The sequence below is a fragment of the Serratia entomophila genome (assembly GCF_021462285.1).
Lineage (GTDB): Bacteria > Pseudomonadota > Gammaproteobacteria > Enterobacterales > Enterobacteriaceae > Serratia > Serratia entomophila.
Genome location: NZ_CP082787.1, coordinates 20466 through 37137, shown reverse-complemented (window position 1 = coordinate 37137; position 16672 = coordinate 20466). Strand labels below are relative to the sequence as shown.

Genomic DNA, 16672 nt, shown 5'->3' with positions numbered 1-16672 from the left:
CAACCGACTACGCCCGGCAATCTTAGTCAACACCAGGGATTCAAATTTAGTAACCCATTAAAATATAGATAATTATAATATCGCGTGGCGGTCATCCTAACCTATATTCAGGAACCGGCTAATGAACGACCAGCAGGCAGTCATTTATATTGCAACCACGGCGGATACAAAAGGGCGGGAATTGGCTTATGTTCATGGGCTGATTACCGACACCGGGTTGCCTTCGCTAACTATCGATCTCTCAACTCAGCAAGCGCCGACGTCCTACCAGGCCGACATTTCAGCCGCTACCGTTGCTCGTTATCACCCAGAAGGGGAAAGCGCCGTATTTTGCAACGATCGGGGCAAAGCCATTGCCGCCATGGCCGTCGCGTTCGAACGCTTTATGCTGTCTCGGCGCGATGTCGCCGCCTTGCTCGGGCTGGGTGGCTCCGGCGGCACTGCGTTGATCACGCCTGCAATGCAGCAACTGCCTATCGGCCTGCCCAAACTGATGGTGTCGACCATGGCTTCCGGCGACGTTTCCGGTTATGTCGGCGCCAGCGACATCAGCATGATGTATTCCGTCACCGACGTTGCCGGGCTGAACCGCATTTCCCGCACCGTGCTGGGCAACGCGGCGCACCAGATTGCAGGCGCCGTGCACTTTGCCAGCCAGGTCAATGCCGACGATAAACCGGCCATCGGCCTCACGATGTTTGGCGTCACCACCCCTTGTATCCAGGCGGTCACGGCAGAAATTGAAGATCGGTGGGATTGTCTGGTGTTCCACGCAACCGGCAGCGGTGGCCGGGCGATGGAAAAACTTATTGATAACCGCTTGTTGGACGGCGTGCTGGATCTGACCACCACCGAAGTCTGCGATCATTTGTTTGGCGGCGTACTTGCCTGCACCGAAGACCGATTTGGCGCAATTGCCCGCACAGGTATCCCTTGTGTGATGTCCTGCGGCGCACTGGATATGGTTAATTTTTCTCATCCTGACTCCGTACCCGGCCGTTACGCCGAGCGCCTGTTCTATCAGCACAACGCCCAGGTCACGCTCATGCGCACCACCCCGGAAGAAAACGCCCGTATGGGCCGTTGGATAGGCGAAAAACTTAATGCTTGTGAAGGCCCCGTCCGATTCCTGGTTCCCGAAGGAGGCTTCTCTGCACTTGATGCGCCGGGGCAGGCATTTTGGGATCCCGAGGCGCGGAAAGCCTTCGTCAATGCACTGGAAGAGACCTTACAGATCACGAATAAACGTGGCCTGGTCAAAACCCCTTATCACATCAACGATCCCCGCTTTGCCGACCTTGCCGTGCAACAGTTCAGGGAGATCTCGAATTATTGATTGGAGCGCACAATGACCAAACCGACTCGTCAGGAACTGCTGGCTAAGTTCAGAGAGATGATCGCCCGCCATGAACCTATTATTGGCGGCGGCGCCGGCACCGGGCTTTCCGCAAAGTGCGAAGAAGCAGGCGGCATCGATCTTATCGTTATCTATAACTCGGGCCGCTACCGCATGGCTGGCAGGGGATCCCTGGCGGGTTTGCTGGCTTACGGCAACGCAAACGAAATCGTGATGGACATGGCGAAAGAAGTGCTGCCGATCGTCAAACATACCCCGGTGTTAGCCGGAGTGAACGGCACGGACCCGTTTTGCCAGTTTGATAAGTTCTTAGACGACATCAAGGCGGTCGGATTTTCCGGCGTCCAAAACTTCCCGACGGTGGGTCTGATTGACGGCAACTTCCGCGCGAATCTGGAAGAAACCGGCATGGGCTATGCGCTGGAAGTCGATATGATCCGCTTGGCGCATGAAAAGGATCTGTTGACCACGCCTTACGTGTTCAGCGCACAGGATGCCATCGCCATGACGCAAGCCGGCGCGGATATCATCGTACCGCACATGGGGCTGACCACCGGCGGCAATATCGGCGCGGAAACGGCGTTCACGCTGGCGGACTGCGTTTCGCCGATTAACGAATGGGCGCAAGCGGCGAAACGGGTGCGTGAAGACGTGATCGTACTGTGCCACGGCGGCCCGATAGCCACGCCGGAAGATGCCGCTTATATTCTGCAGCATTGTCCTCTGGTTGACGGCTTCTACGGCGCCAGCTCCATGGAGCGCCTGCCCACAGAGGTGGCTTTGACCGAGACAACCCGCCGATTCAAAAATATCGCCAAGGGCCGATAAACGTTTTACTCGCGCACAACATCAGGGGAAACCCGTTATTTAACGGGAAATGTTGTGAGATAAGCAAAAGGGCCGGATTATTAATCCGGCCCTTTTTTTACCACGAGGAATATATTATTGCTCGGTCGCCATTTGCGACTTCATCTTATTCATGTGGTCCATCATTTTTTGCTCGCGTTTCTGATAATTCTCATTGTATTGTTTTTTCTGCTCAGGGGTCAGCAGGTTATACATCTTATTTTCCGCTTTGGCGCGTTCCAGCATACGTTCGGACTGCGCTTTGCTGATGGCGTCAATTTGCGTTTTCGCTTTCGCTTCGTCGAAGCTGTCGGAAGCGACCAGGTTATGCAGCGCCTGACGATCTTCTTTCATGCCCGGGCCGCGTTTTTGATGCGACTCTTTCATGATGTCACGCATTTGTTGGCGCTGCTGTTCGGTCAGATTCAGGCCGGCAAACGGGCCGCCCTTGCCTTCACCTTTGTGATGCATCATCTTCATCGGCGCGCTGTCCGCAGCCGGGGCCGCTGTGGTGTCCGCCGCGAAGGCCATGGAAGCTGAACCCAATGCCAGAGTGGAAGCGACAAATAAAGCGGTCAATTTACGCATAATCATTTCCTTAAAAATTATTCTTCATCAGGAGCGCTGTCGATTAACAGGCTCATTCGGTCGTCGGAGATAATAATAGGCTGATAAACTTCAAGTAATGCGAGGCAGTGTAAACTTTTTAAAACCCACAACAGGTTTATTCGCCAATTATGAGAAAATTGTGGAGATAATGTTTACCCAGTGGAAATCTTGATTACCTGAAGAAATTAAATTCCACTCTATGGGGTTATTTTAGCCCGACGCAGCCGCCACTATAATTTACTCCCATGCATGACAACCTTTCGTCAACGGCTGTCAAACCGTACACAGGAAGGGTTTCTCTTTCTACACTTTAAGCTTGCCGGCGTCAAAGCAGCCATTACAGAACAACCCTAATTATTGCATACATAATAGTTTCACCCATGCCAGCCGATGAAAAACGTGTTATATGATGGAGATACGCGCACTGCGGCCACTACCGGGCCATCAATCCGCCGCCGCACTCAGCGAGAAGGCCGGTTGCCCGTGCTCTTTTGAGGAAACATCATGTTCGCAGACCAAGGCCCCATGCTCCTTAACGCCCATTTCGGCACCAGCAGCCCCTATTGGCGTCTGGCGTTTGACAGCAATGCTCTGGAACTGTCCGCCGTCAGGGGGAAGGCCCATGCGGCGGTGGCGCTCAGCGCCATGCAGGCGGCAAAAATCCGCCGACTGAGCGGCGTGACCGCCAGCCTCGATCTCAGCATTATGCTGGCCGGTGAGCCGATACATCTGCATCTGGTGGGCCGGCGCATCAATAAGCTGGAATGGGCCGGTACCGCCTCGGCATTCAGCGATACCAAATCGGTGGCGCGCGATCTGGTGCACGGGCTGTCCTTTGCCGAACAGGTGGTCTCGGAAGCCAACTCGGTGATCGTGATCGTCGACCAACACGGCCGCATTCAGCGCTTCAACCGCCTGAGCGAGGAATATACCGGCCTGCGTGAACATGACGTGATCGGCAAGAATGTTTTTCAGCTGTTTATGAACCCCAAAGAGGCGGCGGCCTCCAGGCGCAATATCGCCGGCTTTTTCCGCAACGGCGCCTCCTACGAGGTGGAACGCTGGATCAAAACGGTGAAAGGCGAGCGGTTGTTCTTGTTTCGCAACAAGTTTGTGCACAGCGGCAGCGGCAAAAACGAGGTGTTCCTGATTTGCTCCGGCACCGATATTACCGAAGAGCGGCGCGCGCAGGAGCGGTTGCGGGTGCTGGCCAATACCGACATCATTACCGGCCTGCCCAACCGCAACGCCATTCAGGATAAAATCACCCAGGCCATCACCGCGCGCGGAGACAGCAACATCGGGCTGGTATATCTCGATCTCGACAACTTCAAAAAGGTGAACGACGCCTACGGCCATATGTTCGGCGACCGCCTGTTGGTGGAGGTGTCGCTGGCGATCCTCAGCTGCCTGACCCCGGATCAGGTGCTGGCCCGGCTCGGCGGCGACGAATTTCTGGTGCTGGTGCAGCAGGCCGACCGCAACATGCTGCAAACCCTGGCCCAGCGTATTATCGATCGGCTGAAAACCCCCTTCCGCATCGGCCTGATTGAGGTTTATACCGGCTGCTCGATCGGCATCGCGCTGTGCCCGGAACACGGCCAGGATCTCGACAGCCTGATCCGCAGCGCCGATACCGCCATGTACGTCGCCAAGGAGCACGGCAAACGCACTTTTGCCCTGTTCTCGCCGGAAATGAACAGACGCGTCGCCGAATACATGTGGCTGGACACCAACCTGCGCAAAGGGCTGGAGCAAAACCAACTGGTGGTTTATTACCAGCCCAAAATCGACACGCGCAGCGGCGAGGTGCACAGCGTAGAAGCCCTGCTGCGCTGGGACTCGCCGGAGCGTGGGCTGATCCCGCCGCTGCAGTTTATCTCGTACGCCGAGGAATCCGGGTTGATAGGCCCGCTCGGCCAGTGGGTGCTGCAAACCGCCGCCAAACAGGCGGCGCAATGGCAGATGCAAGGCCTGAACCTGCGGGTGGCGGTGAATCTCTCCGCCCGGCAGCTGGCCGATGACAGCGTCGTCAAGGCGCTGATCAACATCCAGCAACAGCATCATATGGCGCCTTGCCGGCTGGACTTCGAGCTGACGGAAAGCAGCCTGATCGAGGACGAAACGCGCGCACGCGCGCTGATCGCCCGGCTGCGCGAGCTGGGCGCTCAGGTACATCTCGATGACTTCGGCACCGGCTATTCTTCGCTGGCCCAGCTGGCGCGCATTCCGCTGGACGCCATTAAGCTGGATAAAAGCTTCGTGCACGGGGTGAATGACAATCCGGTGTCGCAATCGCTGGTGCGCGCCATCGTCGCGGCGGCGGAGGCGCTTGAGTTTCGGGTCATCGCCGAAGGCGTAGAGACCGAAAGCGAAAACCGCTTCCTCGACGAAGTGGGCGTGGACGAAAAGCAGGGCTTTCTGTTTGCGCGGCCAATGCCCCCGGCGCAGCTGGAGCATTGGCTGCGTTGTTATCGCCCGCACCCGCCGGCGGGCGCGTAAGCCCTAGCCGGCGCGCCGCAGGTTAAGCGTATGGCGATCCTGCAACATGACCAGCCGCTCAATGTAGGCACGGTCCTTTTCCTCGATGGTAAACGCGGAATGCACCCAGTCTTCGGTGATGTCCATCAGCTCGGAGCGCGTCAGCTGCAAAACGCGCTGGCGTGCGCGCAACATGGCGCGCATGCCGTTCAGCTTGGGTCGGATAGTATCGATAAAAGTGCGGGTGGCTACATAGGCGTCGCCGGGCTGAAACAGCCGATCCACCAGCCCACGGCTTTCAAACCATTCGGCAGTGTGTGACTCGCCGCCCCAAATCAGCTCCTCCGCCAGCCGCATGCCGCCCTTGCGCGCCACCAACGAATAACCGCCCATGCCGGGGAACAGGTTGAAGGCAATTTCCGGAAAGCCCATGCGCGCATTGTTTTGCGCCAGCACAAAGTGGTGGGCCAGCGCCGCCTCGAAGCCGCCGCCCAGCGCGCTGCCCTCGACCATCGCAATGCTCACCGCCCCGGTATCGAAGCCGCGCGCCGCCGCGTGCACGCAATCGATGCAGGCGCGGGCGTAGGCCATCATCGCCTCGCGCCGGCGGTTTTTGATCGCCTCGGCAAAGAACTGCAAATCGCCGCCGACGTTGAACATGTTCGGCACCAGCGAACCCGTGACCCAGAAGTCGAACTGCAGCGATGACGCTTTCGCCGCCTGCGCCAACGTCATGATGTCTTCAATCAGCGCCTGATTGAAGCACGGACGAGGTTCGGCACGCAGCAGCATCCACATGATGTGCCGTTCCTCCTCATAGTAGGCGGAGATCTGCGACAAATGGCCCGCTTCGGTAAAGGGGCGACAGGTGGGGTGATTAAGTAATTTCATATGACCTTCCGTTTTATCTGGTGATGACAGTGAAACCGTTCCAGCCCCTACGGCTGCAGCGGCGCTGTGATCGGTAAACCTCAGCGCCACTCCATGAGTAAACGCTTTCTGAGTGATGAAACGGATAAAAATTGGCGGCGAGTAAATGAAATAAACCGCGCCGGCACTGGGCCGACATAAGAATTTTACCTATCGGCCATGCGCGGCATTTCATGCCCGGGGTTAACAGGCTAAGCTCGGAAATCGTCGTTCGCCGCACCGGCGGCCAAATCGCCGGGCGTTTTGGCTATAATCACATGTGAGACATGCTATTTATCGTTAAGGAAATCGTGAAGTAATGCCTATTGGATCAGATAAAGAACGCCGTCAGCCGCCGCAGGAACCGCAGCCCAAGCCGCTTATCGCCATCAAAACCGGTCATGAGAAAATCGACCGCCGCATCTCCGGTTTTTCACGCCTGGTGGAACGCATCAAAGCCTGGCCGAGCATTGCGCATTTGCTGCGCGCCACCGAACGTTTTAACGATCGCCTGGGCAGCCAGTTCGGCGCGGCCATCACCTATTTCTCCTTCCTGTCGCTGATCCCCATTCTGATGGTGTCGTTCGCCGCAGTGGGATTTGTGCTGGCGTCCAACCCCGATCTATTGGCCAGCCTGATCAACAAGATGGTCGGCAGCATCAGCGATCCGACGTTGGCCGGCACGCTGAAGAATACCGTCAATACCGCCATTCAGCAGCGCACCACCGTTGGGCTGACCGGGCTGGCGCTGGCGCTGTATTCGGGCATCAGCTGGATGGGCAACCTGCGTGAAGCGATCCGCGCCCAGTCGCGCGACGTCTGGGAACGCAACCCGCAGGACCAGGAGAAAATCTACTTCAAGTACACCCGCGACTTTATCTCGCTGACCGGCCTGGTGGTGGCGCTGATCGTCACGCTGTCGCTGACCTCAATCGCCGGTTCGGCGCAGGCGGCGATCGTTAAGGCCCTGGGGCTGGACGGCATCGAATGGCTGCGGCCGGCGATGACGCTGATTGCGCTGTCGATCTCCATTTTCGCCAACTACCTGCTGTTCCTGTGGATCTTCTGGATGCTGCCGCGCCACAAGCCGAAGAAAAAAGCGCTGCTGCGCGGCACGCTGCTGGCCGCCATCGGCTTCGAAGTGATCAAGTTCGTGATGACCATGACCTTGCCGCAGGTGGCGAAATCGCCCTCGGGCGCCGCCTTCGGTTCGGTGATTGGGCTGATGGCCTTCTTCTACTTCTTCGCCCGGCTGACGCTGTTTTGCGCCGCCTGGATCGCCACCGCGCAGTATAAAGAGGATAAAACCCTGCCGGAGCAACAGCAGCCGGCGCCCTGAAGCAACGCAATCATGCCGGTCACGCCATCGTGGCCGGCATTTTATTTTGGCTTTTAGGCTAAAAACCAGCGCATAACTCCAAAACCAGCGCCACCCCATCGGCAAAACCAGCATAACAAACTGCCAGATAACTTTTCTTTCCGGCTTTTACAGCTATTCCATCTGCTTGGCGTTCATTTTCCAACGTTTAAATCTGCAAGATACCACACCGATAAAACATTAATCTTTTTAACCGCTTAATCGCCGCATTGTGCAAAGTTTCATCATTGAAAAGGCATTTTGCTGTGACTAAGATGGATTTTTACAAATTCAAAATATAAGAAACATTATGCAAGCCTCCATCGCAACGCCTCTCGACGCCGAAGACGCGTCAACACCGGTAAACTCGCGCGGAAAAGTGATTGTCGCCTCTCTGGTCGGCACCGCCATCGAGTTCTTCGATTTCTATATCTACGCCACTGCGGCGGTGATCGTTTTCCCGCATATTTTCTTCCCGCAGGGCGATCCGACCACCGCCACGCTGCAGTCGCTGGCCACCTTCGCGGTCGCCTTCGTCGCACGGCCGATAGGCTCAGCGCTGTTCGGCCACTTCGGCGATCGCGTCGGGCGCAAGGTGACGCTGGTCGCCTCGCTGTTGACCATGGGGATTTCTACTGTACTGATCGGCCTGCTGCCGAGCTATGAAACCATCGGCATCTTTGCTCCTATCCTGCTGGCGCTGGCGCGCTTTGGCCAAGGGTTGGGGTTGGGCGGCGAATGGGGCGGCGCGGCGCTGCTGGCGACCGAAAACGCGCCGGCCAAAAAGCGCGCGCTGTACGGCTCGTTCCCGCAGCTGGGCGCACCTATCGGCTTCTTCTTCGCCAACGGCACCTTCCTGCTGCTGTCGTGGCTGCTGACCGACCGGCAATTTATGGAATGGGGCTGGCGCGTGCCCTTCATTCTCTCCGCCGCGCTGGTGCTGATCGGCCTGTACGTGCGGGTATCGCTGCATGAGACCCCGGTGTTCGCCAAGGTCGCCAAGGCAGGCAAGCAGGTGAAAATCCCGCTCGGCACCCTGCTGAGCAAGCACCTGAAGGCCACGATCCTCGGCACCTTCATCATGCTGGCGACCTATACGCTGTTCTACCTGATGACGGTGTATTCGATGACCTACGGCACCACGCCGCAGCCGCTGGGCCTGGGCTACTCGCGCAACAGCTTCCTGTGGATGCTGATGGTGGCGGTGATCGGTTTCGGCGTGATGGTGCCGATCGCCGGCCTGCTGGCGGACGCCTTCGGCCGCCGCAAAACCATGATCGTCATTACCCTGCTGATGATTGGCTTCGCCTTCCTGTTCCCGAGCATGCTCGGTTCCGGCAACCAGGCGTTGGTGATGGGCTTCCTGTTGTGCGGGCTGAGCATCATGGGCCTGACCTTCGGGCCGATGGGCGCGCTGCTGCCGGAGCTGTTCCCGACCGAAGTGCGCTATACCGGCGCTTCTTTCTCCTACAACGTGGCGTCGATTCTCGGCGCGTCGGTGGCGCCTTATATCGCCACCTGGCTGGCGACCCACTACGGGCTGTTCTACGTCGGCATGTATCTGGCAGCCATGGCCAGCCTGACGCTGATCGCCCTGCTGCTGATGAAAGAAACCCGCCACCAGTCGCTGTAATCCCTCCGGCGGCCCCCTGTTGCGGGGGGCCGCACGCGATGTGTGTCTCCTGTCATAAAAGCCGACTAAGCTGAGAGCTTCTCTCCGTATCGGGATTTGCTGATGTCTGTACGCCGTGGATTGCTATTGTGCGTTACGCTGCTGGCGGTGGTCGCCGCCGCGCTCTATTTTTGGCTGAAGCCTTCCCATCCGGATGCGCTGTGGCGCATCGTCAGCCGGCAGTGCCTGCCCAACCAGCAGGCGAACGGCAATCCGGCGCCCTGCGCGCAGGTGGCGCTGCCGGACGGTTTCGTGGTGTTTAAAGACCGCAACGGGCCGCTGCAGTATCTGCTGATGCCGAGCGCCAAAATCACAGGCATTGAAAGCCCGGCGGTGCTGGACGCCGCCACGCCGAATTTCTTTGCCCAGGCCTGGCAGGCCCGCCACTTTATGGCGGATCGCTACGGCAAGGCGATCGACGACGCCGATATTTCGCTGGCGATTAACTCGGAATACGGCCGCACGCAAAACCAGCTGCACGTTCATATCTCCTGCCTGCTGCCGGCGGTGAAAAACCGCCTGGCGCAGATCGGGCCGGCGTTTACCGAACAGTGGCAACCGCTGCCTGGCGGCCTGCTGGGCCATGACTATCTGGCGCGGCGGGTGACGCCTGCCGAGCTGGAGCGGCAGGGCGCCTTTCGCCTGCTGGCACAGGGCATTGCGCGCGCCGAGGGGCGCATGGGCAGCTTCGGGTTGGCGATGACCGCGCTACCGGGCGGCGATTTTCTGCTGCTGGCCACCGAACGCAGCCTGCTACCTTTCACTCTGGCCTCGGCGGAGGAGCTGCAGGATCACGACTGCCGGTTGCTCACCCCACCGCCGCGCGCCTGATTATTTTTTCTTCTTCATTTCCTGCAGGATCTGGCCGCACTGGTTCTCCTCGGCGCCGTCGCTCGGCGAAACCAGCGCCAGCAGCGCCGCCGCCGGGGTCAGCACCACCCCCAGCGCCACCGCCGCCGCTCCGCGGGCGATCAGCGGGCCGGCCTTCACCCCGGCATCCGGGTGCTTGAAGGTGCCTTTTACGTACAGCGGTGAACGCAGGGTCAGCACGCGCATGCCCTTGCTTTCCGGATCGATGGACAAGTCCAGCCGTTCGGTGGCGAAATTGGTGTTGCCGGTGATGTTGATAATGGCGTTCTCGGTGTCGAAGACGAACAGCCGCGGCGCGGCGACGCCGTTGCGGATGCCGACGTCCGCCGCCGCGCAGTTGATGCCCACCACGTCATCGCCAAACAGCTGCGCCACCAGATAGTTGCCGACGTTCAGGCCAAGAATTTCCATCAGGCTGCGGCTGATCACGCCGTTATTGATCAACAGCCGCAGGTCACCGCTGCTGGTCGCCAGCAGCTCGGCCACCGAATTGCCGCTGCCGGTCAACCTGGCGTCGCCGTTCAGCTGCCCCAGGCTGCGCTTCATCGATTCCACGTTCGGCAGCAGCTGCTTGAGCTGGAACTTGCGCGCATGCATGTCCACCCGGCCCTGCATCGGGCTTTTGCCGCCGTCCAGCCGCACGGTCGAGTTCAAATTGCCGCCCGCCACGCCGAACCGCAGCGGATCCAACAGCAGCGAGCCGTTATCCAGCTGCAAATGGGTGTAAAGATCGCTCAGCGGCAGCGAACTGCCGCGTTCGATACGGTTGGCGGTGAATTTGACGTCCGCATCCATCACGCCCCAGCTCTTGGTGTCAAACGTCTCCACCGGCAACACCTTGTCGGCCGGCTGGCGGCTCTTTTCGCCACGGCCGGCTTTGGCGGCGTTGGAGTCCGCGCCGATCAACGGCGCCAGATCGGCCAAACGCAGCTGTTTCGATGCCACTTCGCCGCTCAGCTTCGGCCGCGGCTTGCTGGCGACGTACTTCAGATCGCCGTGAATATCGCTGTCGCCGATTTTGCCGGCGAATTTCCGGTACTGAAACACCGCGCCGCCTTTCTCATGCAGCCGGGCGATCAGATGGCCGTCGGTGGCGTACGGCGGCGTATTCGGCAGCAGCACGCCGGTCAGCCCATACAGGTTGCTCAGGCTGGCGCCGGAAAATTTAAGCTGCAGATCCAGCCCGCCCAGGTTCAGCGGATCGGACAGGGTGCCGGCCACCGCCACCCGCGTGGAACCGGAGCGCACGTCGGCCTGCAGTGGGAAAGGCAGATCGGCGTTCTGCAGCGACAGCATGCCGCCAATCTTGCCGCTGCCGGCCAAGGGTTCGCCGTTGTATTTGCCCTTCACCTGCCAGCCAAAGACATAATCGGGCGTGACGGCCTTGTTTCCGTCGCGTTTGCCGGTGACTTCGCTGAACGGCAGCGGCTTGCCGAGCGGATCGACAGTGGCGCGGAAGTCCGCCTTCAGGGTGGCGTCTTTGAACGCTATCTGCCCGCGATCGAACACGATGTCATGAATATTGACCGACCAGGCCGACGGCGGCTGCTTGGCATCCTGACCGTTCGCCAGGTTAAAGGTCCAGTTATTGTCGCCGTTGGCCAGCCGCAGCAGCGAGGCCTGCGGCTGTTGCAACCAGATGCGCGGGATCAGCACTTCCTTGCCCAGCAGCGCCAGCGGCGCAATGCTGGCGTCGACGCGTTTCAGCGTCACCATGCTGTCGCCGGGAATATTTGGCGGGTTGCCCAGCCAGACGTCTTCGGCGTGGATATGCGGCCAGGGCACCCAGGCGCGCCAGCCGCCCTCGTCCTTGTTGCGCGTCCAGTCGACGCCCAGATCGCCGCGGATCTCGAAGCGGCGCTGCAGCTCGGCCGACACCTTGTCATTGAGGGCCGGCTTAAGCCTATTCCAGTCGAAGGTCATGATGAAAATCGCCAGTGCGGCGACCAGCAGCAGCAAAATGCCGCCAACCCAGCCGAAAGCTTTTCCTGTTCTTGTCATAACGGCGTCCCTATGCGCGATAACCCGCTGCCGGGTAAGGATAGATTGATAAGCAGCTGTTATTAAGCCTAGCCGAGGATGGGCCAGAGTTCACGCTTCGGGATCGGGCGGCGGGTGCGGCGAACGGCATCGGCAGGTGATGCCGCGCTTCACAACGCGCCGGGTGGGAAAGGCAATAGCCCTGAGCAAATCTTTAAAGTCTGAGGTTTGCCGATCGCGATCATAATAAAATAAAACGGCGTTTTATTTATATTGACTCCCCCGCCCCTTGCGTTGAGACTGAACCTGTTTACTTTTTACTTTCTTTCAGCCAGGGCACGTTGACGATGACCAGCCAGAACCTTGCCGTGATCGGCGAATGCATGATTGAACTGTCGCAAAAGGGCGCAGACCTCAGCCGCGGCTTTGGCGGCGATACCCTGAATACCGCCGTCTACCTCGCCCGCCAGCTGCCGGAACAGGCGCTGCAGGTGCATTACGTCACCGCCCTGGGCACCGACAGCTTCAGCGAAGAAATGCTGCAGGCCTGGCGGCGTGAAAACGTCAAAACCGATCTGATCCAGCAGTTGGAGAATAAGCTGCCGGGGCTGTACGTGATCGAAACTGACGCCGCAGGCGAGCGCACCTTCTACTACTGGCGCAACGACGCTGCCGCCCGCTATTGGCTCGAAGGGCCGCAGGCGGACAACCTGTGTGCGCGGCTGGCGCAGTTCGATTATCTGTACCTCAGCGGCATCAGCGTGGCGATCCTCAACCCGGACAGCCGGGCGAGGCTGCTGGCGCTGCTGCGCCAGTGCCGCGCCAACGGCGGCAAGGTGATTTTCGATAACAACTACCGGCCGCGCCTGTGGCAAAGCCGCGAGGAGACACAGCGGGCCTACGCAGAAGTGCTGGCCTGCACCGATATCGCCTTCCTGACGCTGGATGACGAGGACCTGCTGTGGGGCCGGCAGCCGGTGGAGCAGATAGTCAGCCGCACGCGCGAGTTCGGCGTGGGCGAAATCGTGATCAAACGCGGCGCGGAGGCCTGCCTGGTGTTCAGCGCAGAGGGGGAGCAACATGAGGTGCCGGCGATCGCGCTGCCGAAAGACAAAGTGGTGGATACCACCGCCGCCGGGGACTCGTTCAGCGCCGGCTATCTGGCGGTGCGCCTGCGCGGCGGCGATGCGGTACAGGCCGCCCGGCGCGGCCATCTGACCGCCAGCACGGTGATCCAATATCGCGGCGCCATTATCCCGCTGGCGGCAATGCCGGAATGATCCGCCTAATAAAAAAGCCGGCAGCGATGCCGGCTTTTTTGCGCTGTGCGGCGATTAGCCCGCGACGGCGATGCGTTTCATGTCGGTCATGTAGCCACGCAGTTTGCGGCCAACGGATTCGATTGGGTGATTGCGCACCGCTTCGTTGACGTCACGCAGCTGCGCGTTGTCTACCGCGGTGCCGGCAACGGATTTACCCAGATCACCCGCCTGCAGGGTGGTCATGAACTCTTTCAGCAACGGCACCGCAGCGTTGGCAAACAGGTAGTTGCCGTACTCGGCGGTGTCGGAGATCACCACGTTCATTTCGTACAGACGCTTGCGCGCAATGGTGTTGGCGATCAGCGGCAGCTCGTGCAGTGATTCGTAGTAGGCCGATTCTTCGATGATGCCGGCGTCTACCATGGTTTCGAACGCCAGCTCAACGCCCGCTTTCACCATCGCCACCATCAGCACGCCGTGGTCGAAGTATTCCTGCTCGCTGATTTTGCCTTCGAACTGCGGCGCGTTCTCGAACGCGGTTTGGCCGGTCTCTTCACGCCAGGTCAGCAGCTTCACGTCGTCTTCGGCCCAGTCGGCCATCATGCCGCTGGAGAAGGCGCCGGAGATAATGTCGTCCATGTGTTTCTGGAACAGCGGCGCCATGATCCCTTTCAACTGCTCAGACAGCGCATAGGCGCGCAGCTTGGCAGGGTTTGACAGGCGATCCATCATCAGGGTTATGCCGCCCTGCTTCAGCGCTTCGGTGATGGTTTCCCAGCCGAACTGAATCAGTTTCTCTGCATAGGCCGGCTCGGCGCCATCGGCCACCAGTTTGTCGAAGCACAGCAGCGAGCCCGCCTGCAGCATGCCGCACAGGATGGTTTGTTCGCCCATCAGGTCGGATTTAACTTCAGCGACGAAGGAAGACTCCAGCACGCCGGCACGGTGGCCGCCGGTCGCCGCAGCCCAGGCCTTGGCGATCGCCATGCCTTCGCCCTTCGGATCGTTTTCCGGGTGAACCGCAATCAGGGTCGGCACGCCGAAACCGCGCTTGTATTCTTCACGCACTTCGGTGCCCGGGCATTTCGGCGCCACCATCACGACGGTGATGTCTTTACGCACCTGCTCGCCCACTTCAACGATGTTGAAGCCGTGGGAGTAGCCCAGCGCCGCGCCGTCTTTCATCAGCGGCTGCACTGCGCGCACTACGGATGAGTGCTGTTTGTCCGGCGTCAGGTTGACCACCAGGTCCGCCTGCGGGATCAGCTCTTCGTAAGTGCCCACTTTAAAACCGTTTTCAGTCGCTTTACGCCATGAGGCGCGCTTCTCGTCGATGGCTTCCTTACGCAGGGCGTAAGCGACGTCCAGACCCGAATCGCGCATGTTCAGGCCCTGGTTCAGACCCTGTGCGCCACAGCCGACAATCACCACTTTTTTGCCTTTCAGGTAGCCTGCTTCATCAGCAAATTCGTCGCGCGCCATAAAGCGGCATTTACCCAATTGCGCCAACTGCTGACGCAGGTTCAATGTGTTGAAATAGTTAGCCATGGTGGTACTCCAGTTAGATGTTGTGTCTTGCTTGTTATTTTCATTCCCCGCCCTGTCTGTGCGGAGATTCGTTAAACTCAATGTATAACAGGAAATGCGTTGCTTAAATTGATATATTACGAACGTGACATTGCAATTTATGCAACACTCTCACTGCGAGCGTACCGATATGGATTTGCGTGATTTAAAGCTGTTCCTCCATCTTGCTGAAAGCCATCACTTTGGCCGCACCGCCAAGGCGATGCACGTCAGCCCGTCGACGCTTTCCCGCCAGATCCAGCGGCTGGAAGAGATCCTCGGGCAGCCGCTGTTTTTACGCGATAACCGCACCGTGCAGCTCACCGACGCCGGCGAACAGCTGAAGGATTTTGCCCAGCAAACGCTGCTGCAGTACCAGCAGCTGAAGCATTCGCTCGGCCAGCACGGCCCTTCGCTGAGCGGCGAGCTGCGGCTGTTCTGTTCGGTCACCGCCGCCTACAGCCACCTGCCGCCGATCCTCGACCGTTTCCGCGCGCAGCATCCGCTGGTGGAAATCAAGCTGACCACCGGCGACGCCGCCGACGCGGTCGATAAAGTGCAGTCCAACGAGGCCGACCTCGGCATCGCCGGCCGGCCGGAGACGCTGCCCGCCAGCGTGGCGTTCACCAAAATCGGCGAAATTCCGCTGGTGCTGATCGCCCCGGCGCTGCCCTGCGCGGTGCGCACCCAAGCGTTTGCCGAGAAGCCCGACTGGGCCGATATTCCCTTTATCCTGCCGGAGCACGGGCCTTCGCGAAAACGCATCGAGCTGTGGTTCCGCCGCCAGCGCATCAGCAATCCGCTGATTTACGCCACCGTCGGCGGCCATGAAGCCATCGTCTCGATGGTGGCGCTGGGCTGCGGCATTGCGCTGATCCCGAGCGTAGTGGTGGACAACAGCCCGGAACCGGTGCGCAACCGCATTTCGCAGCTGGAAAACATCTCGATGGTCGAGCCGTTCGAGCTGGGCGTTTGCGTGCAGAAAAAACGCCTCAGCGATCCGCTGATCGACGCATTCTGGCGTTTGCTGCACCCCAGGTAGCGAGGTGGGGATTTAGAGATCCGCCGGGTCGATCTGCTTCATCGCTTCCACCTGCATCAGCCAGTGGTAGAGCGGCTCCAGCTGCAGGAAGCTCTGAGCCAGCGTCTGGGCCAGCCCGGCGCTGAACAGCTTTTCCACCTGAGGATCGGTGGCCATCACGGCAAAGGATTTGCGGTTATACCAGGTGGCGATCTCCGCCGCCTGCTCTTTCACCAGCGGGCGCTTGTAGCTTTCCCCCACCAGCTCGAACGGCGGCCGGCAGCAGGCCGCCGCCTCCAGGAACCGTTGCGGCCGGTGCTTCAGCGTATGGCGAAACAGATCCATGGTCGGCTTGTTGGCGCTGTAGTAACCCAGCCCGTACCGCAGCATGTCCGGCCCCAGCTCGAAGAAATACACCGGCGCATCCTTCCAGTCCTTGCTCGGCCGCTTGAACGTCAGCCACATGCGGCTGCGGTAGCGCGACTTATCGTGGGAAAAGCGCGTATCGCGGTGAATGCGCGACAGCGTTTTGCCGATCGCCGGCCGGGTCTCGAACTGCGGGTCAATCGCCAGCATGGCCGGCGCAAGCTGTTCCACCAGCGCACGGAACGGCGTCAGCAGTTCCCGATCGTAAACGCCGCGATGGGCCTCGAACCACTCTTTATCGTTTTCAATCCGCACCTGCTGCAGGAAATTCAAACCCTGCTGGCTAAAGCCGGTGAATGGTTGTGTCATATTCTTT

General features: G+C 59.5%; 14 protein-coding genes. 8 read left to right on the top strand and 6 right to left on the bottom strand.

Annotation, left to right across the window (positions count from 1 at the left end; genetic code table 11):
• The first annotated feature begins 121 nt into the window (after positions 1-121).
• Both KHA73_RS00165 and KHA73_RS00160 read left to right on the top strand, forming a co-directional pair.
• On the top strand, positions 122-1336 hold the full coding sequence (locus KHA73_RS00165) for a Tm-1-like ATP-binding domain-containing protein (RefSeq protein WP_234587286.1): 1215 nt from the start codon (positions 122-124) through the stop codon (positions 1334-1336).
• A gap of 12 nt (positions 1337-1348) precedes the next feature.
• On the top strand, positions 1349-2185 hold the full coding sequence (locus KHA73_RS00160; protein ID WP_234587284.1) for a phosphoenolpyruvate hydrolase family protein: 837 nt from the start codon (positions 1349-1351) through the stop codon (positions 2183-2185).
• Between the two features lie 114 nt (positions 2186-2299).
• On the opposite strand, the gene spy is transcribed toward KHA73_RS00160, so the two are convergent.
• Complete coding sequence (gene spy / locus KHA73_RS00155; protein WP_234587282.1) at positions 2300-2791, bottom strand: ATP-independent periplasmic protein-refolding chaperone Spy; 492 nt, start codon at positions 2789-2791, stop codon at positions 2300-2302.
• A gap of 525 nt (positions 2792-3316) precedes the next feature.
• On the opposite strand from spy, the gene pdeR reads away from it, so the two are divergent.
• Complete coding sequence (pdeR, locus tag KHA73_RS00150) at positions 3317-5314, top strand: cyclic di-GMP phosphodiesterase (RefSeq protein WP_234587281.1); 1998 nt, start codon at positions 3317-3319, stop codon at positions 5312-5314.
• A 3-nt stretch (positions 5315-5317) separates the two neighbouring features.
• Here the strand turns inward: pdeR and KHA73_RS00145 are convergent, their stop codons facing one another.
• Positions 5318-6184: a crotonase/enoyl-CoA hydratase family protein gene (locus tag KHA73_RS00145; RefSeq protein WP_234587279.1), complete on the bottom strand. Its 867-nt coding sequence runs from the start codon at positions 6182-6184 to the stop codon at positions 5318-5320.
• A gap of 337 nt (positions 6185-6521) precedes the next feature.
• Between KHA73_RS00145 and yhjD the strand changes: the two genes are divergently transcribed.
• Positions 6522-7541, top strand: a complete 1020-nt coding sequence (gene yhjD, locus KHA73_RS00140; RefSeq protein WP_234587278.1) for an inner membrane protein YhjD — start codon at positions 6522-6524, stop codon at positions 7539-7541.
• A 58-nt stretch (positions 7542-7599) separates the two neighbouring features.
• Here yhjD and KHA73_RS24530 read toward each other — a convergent pair whose 3' ends face one another.
• A complete protein-coding gene (locus tag KHA73_RS24530) occupies positions 7600-7725 on the bottom strand; it encodes a hypothetical protein (protein ID WP_261082691.1) in 126 nt (41 codons plus the stop codon).
• Positions 7726-7869: 144 nt separating this feature from the next.
• Between KHA73_RS24530 and KHA73_RS00135 the strand changes: the two genes are divergently transcribed.
• Together KHA73_RS00135 and KHA73_RS00130 are read left to right on the top strand one after the other, a co-directional pair.
• The gene (locus tag KHA73_RS00135) at positions 7870-9192 is read left to right on the top strand and encodes an MFS transporter (RefSeq protein ID WP_234587276.1); all 1323 of its coding nucleotides are present in this window, start codon (positions 7870-7872) and stop codon (positions 9190-9192) included.
• 102 nt (positions 9193-9294) lie between these two features.
• Positions 9295-10062, top strand: coding sequence for a CDP-diacylglycerol diphosphatase (locus tag KHA73_RS00130; RefSeq protein WP_234587275.1), 768 nt, complete (start codon positions 9295-9297; stop codon positions 10060-10062).
• On the opposite strand, the gene KHA73_RS00125 is transcribed toward KHA73_RS00130, so the two are convergent.
• Complete coding sequence (locus KHA73_RS00125; protein ID WP_234587273.1) at positions 10063-12102, bottom strand: AsmA family protein; 2040 nt, start codon at positions 12100-12102, stop codon at positions 10063-10065.
• A gap of 326 nt (positions 12103-12428) precedes the next feature.
• Here KHA73_RS00125 and KHA73_RS00120 point away from each other — a divergent pair, with 326 nt between their 5' ends.
• Entirely contained in the window at positions 12429-13361 is a 933-nt protein-coding gene (locus tag KHA73_RS00120) for a 2-dehydro-3-deoxygluconokinase (protein WP_234587272.1), read from the top strand.
• Positions 13362-13415: 54 nt separating this feature from the next.
• Here KHA73_RS00120 and ilvC read toward each other — a convergent pair whose 3' ends face one another.
• Complete coding sequence (ilvC, locus tag KHA73_RS00115; RefSeq protein WP_234587270.1) at positions 13416-14891, bottom strand: ketol-acid reductoisomerase; 1476 nt, start codon at positions 14889-14891, stop codon at positions 13416-13418.
• Positions 14892-15060: 169 nt separating this feature from the next.
• Here ilvC and ilvY point away from each other — a divergent pair, with 169 nt between their 5' ends.
• Complete coding sequence (gene ilvY / locus KHA73_RS00110) at positions 15061-15951, top strand: HTH-type transcriptional activator IlvY (protein WP_234591157.1); 891 nt, start codon at positions 15061-15063, stop codon at positions 15949-15951.
• A 12-nt stretch (positions 15952-15963) separates the two neighbouring features.
• Here the strand turns inward: ilvY and KHA73_RS00105 are convergent, their stop codons facing one another.
• Positions 15964-16665 carry a DUF2461 domain-containing protein gene (locus KHA73_RS00105; RefSeq protein WP_234587269.1) on the bottom strand — a complete coding sequence of 234 codons (702 nt, stop codon included), beginning with the start codon at positions 16663-16665 and terminating at the stop codon, positions 15964-15966.
• Between the last annotated feature and the right edge of the window lie 7 nt (positions 16666-16672).

Coding starts and splice junctions, on each gene's coding strand:
- KHA73_RS00165 (WP_234587286.1), top strand. CDS start 122: ATGAACGACCAGCAGGCAGTCATTTATATTGCAACCACGGCGGATACA.
- KHA73_RS00160 (WP_234587284.1), top strand. CDS start 1,349: ATGACCAAACCGACTCGTCAGGAACTGCTGGCTAAGTTCAGAGAGATG.
- spy (WP_234587282.1), bottom strand. CDS start 2,791: ATGCGTAAATTGACCGCTTTATTTGTCGCTTCCACTCTGGCATTGGGT.
- pdeR (WP_234587281.1), top strand. CDS start 3,317: ATGTTCGCAGACCAAGGCCCCATGCTCCTTAACGCCCATTTCGGCACC.
- KHA73_RS00145 (WP_234587279.1), bottom strand. CDS start 6,184: ATGAAATTACTTAATCACCCCACCTGTCGCCCCTTTACCGAAGCGGGC.
- yhjD (WP_234587278.1), top strand. CDS start 6,522: ATGCCTATTGGATCAGATAAAGAACGCCGTCAGCCGCCGCAGGAACCG.
- KHA73_RS00135 (WP_234587276.1), top strand. CDS start 7,870: ATGCAAGCCTCCATCGCAACGCCTCTCGACGCCGAAGACGCGTCAACA.
- KHA73_RS00130 (WP_234587275.1), top strand. CDS start 9,295: ATGTCTGTACGCCGTGGATTGCTATTGTGCGTTACGCTGCTGGCGGTG.
- KHA73_RS00125 (WP_234587273.1), bottom strand. CDS start 12,102: ATGACAAGAACAGGAAAAGCTTTCGGCTGGGTTGGCGGCATTTTGCTG.
- KHA73_RS00120 (WP_234587272.1), top strand. CDS start 12,429: ATGACCAGCCAGAACCTTGCCGTGATCGGCGAATGCATGATTGAACTG.
- ilvC (WP_234587270.1), bottom strand. CDS start 14,891: ATGGCTAACTATTTCAACACATTGAACCTGCGTCAGCAGTTGGCGCAA.
- ilvY (WP_234591157.1), top strand. CDS start 15,061: ATGGATTTGCGTGATTTAAAGCTGTTCCTCCATCTTGCTGAAAGCCAT.
- KHA73_RS00105 (WP_234587269.1), bottom strand. CDS start 16,665: ATGACACAACCATTCACCGGCTTTAGCCAGCAGGGTTTGAATTTCCTG.